This window comes from Rhodoplanes elegans, assembly GCF_016653355.1.
GTDB lineage: Bacteria > Pseudomonadota > Alphaproteobacteria > Rhizobiales > Xanthobacteraceae > Rhodoplanes > Rhodoplanes elegans.
Genome location: NZ_NHSK01000014.1, coordinates 1 through 7,467 on the forward strand (window position 1 = coordinate 1; position 7,467 = coordinate 7,467).

Sequence of the window (7,467 nt, forward strand, 5' to 3'; positions counted from 1 at the left end):
CGCAGCGCCGCTCGCCGCGGCGGCCTCGCCGGGCAGGGCGTCGACCCGGGCCGACAGCGCCGCGGCCGGCGTCACGGCGGTGCCGCACACGACTGCGAGCATCGCGGCCGCGGCGACGGCCCGGAGCGGCCCGACGAGACAGGGCCCGTATTGACCGGTCGACCGTCGACAGCTCGAAGTGGTAACGTTCCGCATGTCGGCCCCTCCCCCGGTTGCCAGAGAGCCCTCTGAATCGGGCAGGGCTGGGGCGCTTCGGACGCGGATCGCCCCGTTGCGGGGCGGGCGCGAAAAAGCGCCGCGAGACCGGTACTTCGATGCGGCGCGCGATCGGCGTTCAGTGGCGCACGCAATGAAATTCGGGCAAAGTCGCCGAATCTGAAACCCGGTGCCTTGAATGCATGGCAAGAGTTTGGCATTGTTATTTAGGACAGCATTGCTGTCCCAGTTTGAAGAATTGGTACTGACAGCTCCGGTCCGGGTCGCCCGCGATCCGATCCACGCCGACGACTGGCGTGCGAAAACCGGAGGGTGCCACATGGCGTCGATCGGCCCGATCTCCGGCCGGTGACAACGAGCCCGTTGGCGTCGCAGCACCGAGGGGTGAGGCGGCGCGACGGGCACGCCCGCGTCGGGACGATCGTTTTTGGTAAACGGTCGGCCCGGAGCGGCGAGCGATAGAGGGTTTGCACATGACCGCGATCAGGTCCGGCTCGGATATCGAGGGCACTCGTCTCGAAGGCGACGCTGCCCCCCGGCAGACGGCGACTGCGGCGACGAAACCGACGGACACGACGCTGCCGGCCGCCGCGCTGGCGCGCGGTCTCTATGATCCGGCCCTCGAGAAAGACTCCTGCGGCGTCGGCTTCATCGCCGACATCAAGGGCCGCAAGTCGCACCAGATCGTCGCCGACGCGCTGGCGATCCTGTGCAACCTCGAGCATCGCGGCGCCGTCGGGGCCGATCCGCGCGCCGGCGACGGCGCCGGCATCCTGGTCCAGATCCCGCACGCCTTCTTCGCCCGCAAGGCGGCCGAGCTCGGCTTCGCGCTGCCGGAGCCGGGCCGCTACGGCGTCGCCCAGGTGTTCCTCCCGCACGACGAGGAGCGCCGCGAGGAGATCATGGAGCTGGTCCGGGCGCAGGCGCATCGCGAGGGCATGACGGTCCTCGGCTGGCGCGACGTGCCGACCGACAACTCCACGCTCGGCTGGTCGGTGAAGCCGACCGAGCCGTTCCACCGCCAGATCTTCATCGGGCTCGGCGGCCGCAAGCTCGACGAGGACACGTTCGAGCGGCGGCTCTACATCCTGCGCAAGACGATCTCGGGCCTTCTCTACGAGAAGCGCGGCCGCAACACCGCGATGTACTATCCGGTGTCGTTCTCGTGCCGCACCGTGATCTACAAGGGCATGTTCCTGGCCGACCAGCTCGGCACCTATTATCCGGACCTCTCCGAGCCGGACTTCGAGAGCGCGCTCGCGCTCGTCCACCAGCGTTTCTCGACCAACACGTTCCCGACCTGGTCGCTGGCGCATCCGTACCGCTTCATCGCCCACAACGGCGAGATCAACACGCTGCGCGGCAACGTCAACTGGATGGCGGCGCGGCAGGCCTCGGCCCGCTCCGAGCTGTTCGGCGACGACATCGAGCGGCTGTGGCCGATCTCCTACGAGGGCCAGTCGGACACGGCGTGCTTCGACAACGCGCTCGAGTTCCTGGTCCAGGGCGGCTACTCGCTCGCCCACGCCGTGATGATGATGATTCCCGAGGCGTGGGCCGGCAACCCGCTGATGGACGAGGAGCGGCGCGCCTTCTACGAGTACAACGCCGCCTTGATGGAGCCGTGGGACGGCCCCGCCGCCATCGCCTTCACGGACGGCCGCCAGATCGGCGCGACGCTCGACCGCAACGGCCTGCGGCCGGCCCGCTACATCGTCACCCGCGACGACCGCATCCTGATGGCCTCCGAGATGGGCGTGCTGCCGATCCCGGAGAAGGACATCGTCCTCAAGTGGCGCCTGCAGCCCGGCAAGATGCTGCTGGTCGACCTCGTCGAGGGCCGGCTGATCCCCGACGACGAGATCAAGGCGCGGCTCGCCTCCGCCAACCCGTATCGCGACTGGCTCGCCCGCACCCAGCTCGTGCTCGAGGATCTGCCCAAGGCGAAGAGCGTCTCGGCCGCCTCCAACCTGCCGCTGCTCGATCGCCAGCAGGCGTTCGGCTACAGCCAGGAGGACGTCCGCATCCTGATGGCGCCGATGGGCGCGACCGGCGAGGAGCCGGTCGGCTCGATGGGCAACGACACGCCGATCTCGGCGCTGTCGTCGAAGTCGAAGCTCCTGTTCACCTACTTCAAGCAGAACTTCGCCCAGGTGACGAACCCGCCGATCGACCCGATCCGCGAGGAGATCGTCATGAGCCTCGTCTCGATCATCGGGCCGCGGCCGAACCTGTTCGATCTGGAAGGCGTCTCGCGCACCAAGCGGCTCGAAGTGCGCCAGCCGATCCTGACCAACGAGGATCTGGAGAAGATCCGCTCGATCGCCGACCTCGACGGGTCGGAGTTCCGCTCGGTCACGCTCGACACCACCTGGGCGGCGGCGCGCGGCCCCGACGGCCTGCGTCCGGCGCTGGCCGAGCTGTGCGCGAAGGCCGAGCAGGCGGTGCGCGACGGCATCACGATCATCATCCTGTCCGACCGCGCCGTCTCGACCGACCGGATCCCGATCCCGTCGCTGCTCGCCTGCGCGGCCGTGCACCGCCATCTGATCAGGAAGGGCCTGCGCACCTCGGTCGGCCTCGTCGTCGAATCCGGCGAGCCGCGCGAGGTGCACCACTTCTGCTGCCTGGCTGGCTACGGCGCCGAGGCGATCAATCCCTGGCTCGCCTTCGAGACGCTGCTCGCCATGAAGGACGACCTCCCCGTCAAGCTCGACGAGAAGGAGATCGTGAAGCGCTACATCAAATCGATCAACAAGGGCCTGCTCAAGGTGATGTCCAAGATGGGCATCTCCACCTACCAGTCGTATTGCGGCGCCCAGATCTTCGACGCGGTGGGGCTCAAGTCGGACTTCGTGCACGCCTACTTCACCGGCACGGCGACCCGCATCGAGGGCGTCGACATCGAGGAGATCGCCGAGGAGACGGTGCGGCGCCATCGCGACGCCTTCGGTGACGCGCCGGTCTACCGCAATGCGCTCGATGTCGGCGGCGAGTACGCCTACCGCATCCGCGGCGAGGAGCACGTGTGGACGTCGTCGACGGTCGCGGCGCTCCAGCACGCGGTGCGCGGCAACTCGCAGGAGCGCTACCGCGCCTTCGCCGCGATGGTGAACGAGCAGTCCGAGCGGCTGCTCACCATCCGCGGCCTGTTCCGCATCAAGTCGGCGAACGAGGACGGCCGCGGCAAGGTGCCGCTCGACGAGGTCGAGCCGGCTGCCGAGATCGTCAAGCGCTTCGCCACCGGCGCGATGTCGTTCGGCTCGATCTCGCGCGAAGCGCACACCACGCTCGCCATCGCCATGAACCGGATCGGCGGCAAGTCGAACACCGGCGAGGGCGGCGAGGAGTCCGACCGCTTCAAGCCGCTGCCGAACGGCGACTCGATGCGCTCGGCCATCAAGCAGGTGGCGTCGGGCCGCTTCGGCGTGACCACCGAGTATCTGGTCAACTCCGACGTCATGCAGATCAAGATGGCGCAGGGGGCGAAGCCCGGCGAGGGCGGCCAGCTCCCCGGCCACAAGGTCGACAAGACGATCGCCCGGGTGCGCCACTCGACGCCGGGCGTCGGCCTGATCTCGCCGCCGCCGCATCACGACATCTACTCGATCGAGGATCTGGCCCAGCTCATCTTCGACCTGAAGAACGTCAACCCGGCCGGCGACGTCTCGGTGAAGCTCGTTTCCGAGGTCGGGGTCGGCACGGTCGCGGCCGGCGTCTCCAAGGCGCGCGCCGATCACGTGACGATCTCGGGCTTCGAGGGCGGCACCGGCGCCTCGCCGCTCACCGCCATCAAGCACGCCGGCAGCCCGTGGGAGATCGGCCTCGCCGAGACCCACCAGACGCTGGTCGCCAATCGGCTGCGCGGCCGCATCGCCGTGCAGGTCGACGGCGGCATCCGGTCCGGCCGTGACGTGGTGGTCGGCGCGCTGCTCGGTGCCGACGAGTTCGGCTTCGCCACCGCGCCGCTGATCGCCGCCGGCTGCATCATGATGCGCAAGTGCCATCTCAACACCTGCCCGGTCGGCGTCGCGACCCAGGACCCGGTGCTGCGCGCCCGCTTCAAGGGCATGCCCGAGCACGTCATCAACTACTTCTTCTTCGTCGCCGAAGAGGTGCGTGAGCTGATGGCCGAGATGGGCTACCGCCGTTTCGAGGACATGGTCGGCCAGATGCAGATGCTGGACCAGCGCCGCCTGGTCGAGCACTGGAAGGCCAAGGGCCTCGACTTCTCGCGCCTGTTCATGAAGCCGATGGCGCCCGACGGCGTGCACATCCGCAAGGTCGAGACGCAGGATCACGGCCTCGACAAGGTGCTCGACCGCAAGCTGATCGCCGAGGCGCAGGCGGCGCTCGACCGCGGCGCCCCGGTGCGCATCGTCGCGGCGATCCACAACACCGACCGGTCCGCCGGCGCGATGCTGTCGGGCGAGGTGGCCAAGCGCTACGGCCATGCCGGCCTGCCGGACGACACCATCCACGTCCGCCTCGTCGGCACGGCCGGTCAGAGCTTCGGCGCCTGGCTCGCGCACGGCGTCACCATGGAGCTCGAGGGCGACGCCAACGACTATGTCGGCAAGGGCCTGTCGGGCGGCCGCATCATCGTGCGGCCGGCGACCGACTCCGGCATCGTGCCGGAGGAGTCGATCATCGTCGGCAACACCGTGATGTACGGCGCCATCGCGGGCGAGTGCTACTTCCGCGGCGTCGCCGGCGAGCGCTTCGCGGTGCGCAACTCCGGTGCCGTCGCGGTGGTCGAGGGCGCCGGCGATCACTGCTGCGAGTACATGACCGGCGGCATCGTCGTCGTGCTCGGCAAGACCGGGCGCAACTTCGCGGCCGGCATGTCGGGCGGCGTCGCCTATGTGCTGGACGAGGACGGGACGTTCCAGAGCCGCTGCAACATGGCGATGGTCGAGCTCGCGCCGCTGCCGGCCGAGGAGGCCGTCAACGCGCAGGCCTACGGCCACGCCAAGGATCTGGAGTCGCCCGGCCGCGTCGAGGTGCTGCGCGACATGACGCGCTACGACTGCGAGCGGCTGCATCTCCTGATCACGCGGCACGCGCGGCTCGCCGGCTCGCGCCGGGCCCAGCAGATCCTCGACAACTGGGATGCGTACCTGCCCAAGTTCCGCAAGGTGATGCCGCTCGAGTACAAGCGCGCGCTCGCCGAGCTCGCCAAGGAGCAGGAGGCCGCCATGCAGGCGGCGGAGTGAGGACGAGCAGGGTGATGATATCCCGGTCATTCCGGGGCGCCGCGTAGCGGCGAGCCCGGAATCCAATCTCACAGACAGGGGTCATGGATTCCGGACAGCCGACCTTCGGTCGCCTTCCGGAATGACGGGATCCTCGGACGGATTGAGAGAGCCCCGGGCCTGGACCAGGGGCGCGCGACCGGCCTCACGACCGGCTCTGCGGCAAGGATCGAGAAGAACGATGGGTAAGGTCACGGGTTTCCTGGAGTTCGAGCGCACCGACCGCAAGTACGCGCCGGTCGAGGAGCGCCTGCGCAACTACAACGAGTTCGTCATTCCGCTGCCGGCCGATGCGCTGAAGCAGCAGGCGGCGCGCTGCATGAACTGCGGCATCCCGTTCTGTCACACGGGCTGTCCGGTCAACAATCAGATCCCGGATTGGAACGACCTCGTCTATCTCGACGACTGGCAGCGGGCCGCCCAGAACCTCCACTCGACCAACAACTTTCCGGAGTTCACCGGGCGCGTCTGCCCGGCGCCGTGCGAGGAGGCGTGCACGCTCAACCTCGAGGACACGCCCGTCACCATCAAGACGATCGAGTGCGCCATCGTCGACAAGGCGTTCGAGAACGGCTGGGTGAAGCCGGACCTGCCGGCCCGGAAGACCGGCCGCAAGGTCGCCGTGGTCGGCTCCGGCCCGGCCGGCCTCGCGGCCGCCCAGCAGCTCGCCCGCGCCGGCCACGACGTCCACGTCTTCGAGAAGTTCGCCAAGGCCGGCGGCCTGCTGCGCTACGGCATCCCGGACTTCAAGCTCGAGAAGCACCTGATCGATCGCCGCGTCTCCCTGATGGAGAGCGAGGGCGTCACCTTCCACTACGGCGCCCATGTCGGCGTCACCGTGAAGGCGAAGGAGCTTTTGGACGGCTTCGACGCCGTGGTGCTGGCCGGCGGCGCCGAGAAGCCGCGCGACTTGCCGATCCCGGGCCGCGAGCTCGACGGCATCCATTTCGCCATGGACTTCCTGCCGCAGCAGAACCGCCGTGTCGGCGAGGAGGCGTTCGACGCGACCGACATTCTCGCCACCGGCAAGAAGGTCGTCGTCATCGGCGGCGGCGACACCGGCTCCGACTGCATCGGCACCTCGGCCCGGCAGGGCGCGACCTCGATCGTGCAGCTCGAGATCCTGCCGATGCCGCCCGAGAGGGCCGACAAGCTGACCACCTGGCCGAACTGGCCGCTCAAGCTGCGCACCTCGTCGTCGCATCACGAGGGGGCGAGCCGCGAGTTCTCGGTGCTGACCGAGAAGTTCTCGGGCGAGAACGGCAAGGTGAAGACCCTCCACTGCGTGCGCGTCGACGACAAGATGAAGCCGATCCCGGGCTCGCAGTTCCAGATCGAGGCCGACCTCGTGCTGCTCGCCATGGGCTTCGTCCATCCGGTGAAGGAGGGCATGCTGGCCGAGCTCGGCGTCGCGCTCGATCCGCGCGGCAACGTCAAGGCCGACACCGAGGCCTACCGCACCTCGATCGACAAGGTGTTCGCCGCCGGCGACATGCGGCGCGGCCAGTCCCTGGTCGTCTGGGCGATCCGCGAAGGCCGTCAGGCCGCCCGCGCCGTCGACGAGTTTTTGATGGGCGTCTCCGCGCTGCCGCGGTGACGCGTCGGCCGGCGCGGTCGCCGGCTCCGCCGCGGTAGGGTGGGTAAAGGTGCGCCGAAGGCGCGCCGTGCCCACGCTGTCGAGCCCACGCCGGCCCCCCGGCGTGCCCTGGTCTTCGATTGTTCGATTTGTCGTCGCCGGTCGATCGTCAGACCGCGTGGGCACGCCGCTGTCGCGGCTTTGCCATCCTACATTCCTAGGCCCGGTCGAGGGCGGTCAGCGGCCGCCGCCAAACAGGAACGGGAAGAAGGTCGGGCGCTGCGGCGCCTGGCGATACTGTTGCTGATACTGCGGCTGCCGGTAGGGCTGGCCGAACCAGCCGCCGCCGCCGAAGAACGACTGCTGCTGCTGGTACTGCGGCTGCGGCGCCCGGGCGCCGTCGGGCCGGGCGGCTTCGGA

Annotated in this window: 3 protein-coding genes; 2 read left to right on the forward strand and 1 reads right to left on the reverse strand. The window is 69.0% G+C overall.

Features of this window, described 5'->3' with window-relative positions; all coding sequences use genetic code 11:
• Positions 1-689: 689 nt before the first annotated feature.
• Both gltB and CCR97_RS00930 read left to right on the forward strand, forming a co-directional pair.
• Complete coding sequence (gene gltB / locus CCR97_RS00925; RefSeq protein WP_111358850.1) at positions 690-5,432, forward strand: glutamate synthase large subunit; 4,743 nt, start codon at positions 690-692, stop codon at positions 5,430-5,432.
• A gap of 220 nt (positions 5,433-5,652) precedes the next feature.
• Positions 5,653-7,068 carry a glutamate synthase subunit beta gene (locus CCR97_RS00930; protein WP_111358849.1) on the forward strand — a complete coding sequence of 472 codons (1,416 nt, stop codon included), beginning with the start codon at positions 5,653-5,655 and terminating at the stop codon, positions 7,066-7,068.
• A gap of 216 nt (positions 7,069-7,284) precedes the next feature.
• Here the strand turns inward: CCR97_RS00930 and CCR97_RS00935 are convergent.
• Positions 7,285-7,467: hypothetical protein (locus CCR97_RS00935; protein ID WP_201159234.1), on the reverse strand; the 183-nt coding region annotated here is incomplete at its 5' end.

Coding starts and splice junctions, on each gene's coding strand:
- gltB (WP_111358850.1), top strand. CDS start 690: ATGACCGCGATCAGGTCCGGCTCGGATATCGAGGGCACTCGTCTCGAA.
- CCR97_RS00930 (WP_111358849.1), top strand. CDS start 5,653: ATGGGTAAGGTCACGGGTTTCCTGGAGTTCGAGCGCACCGACCGCAAG.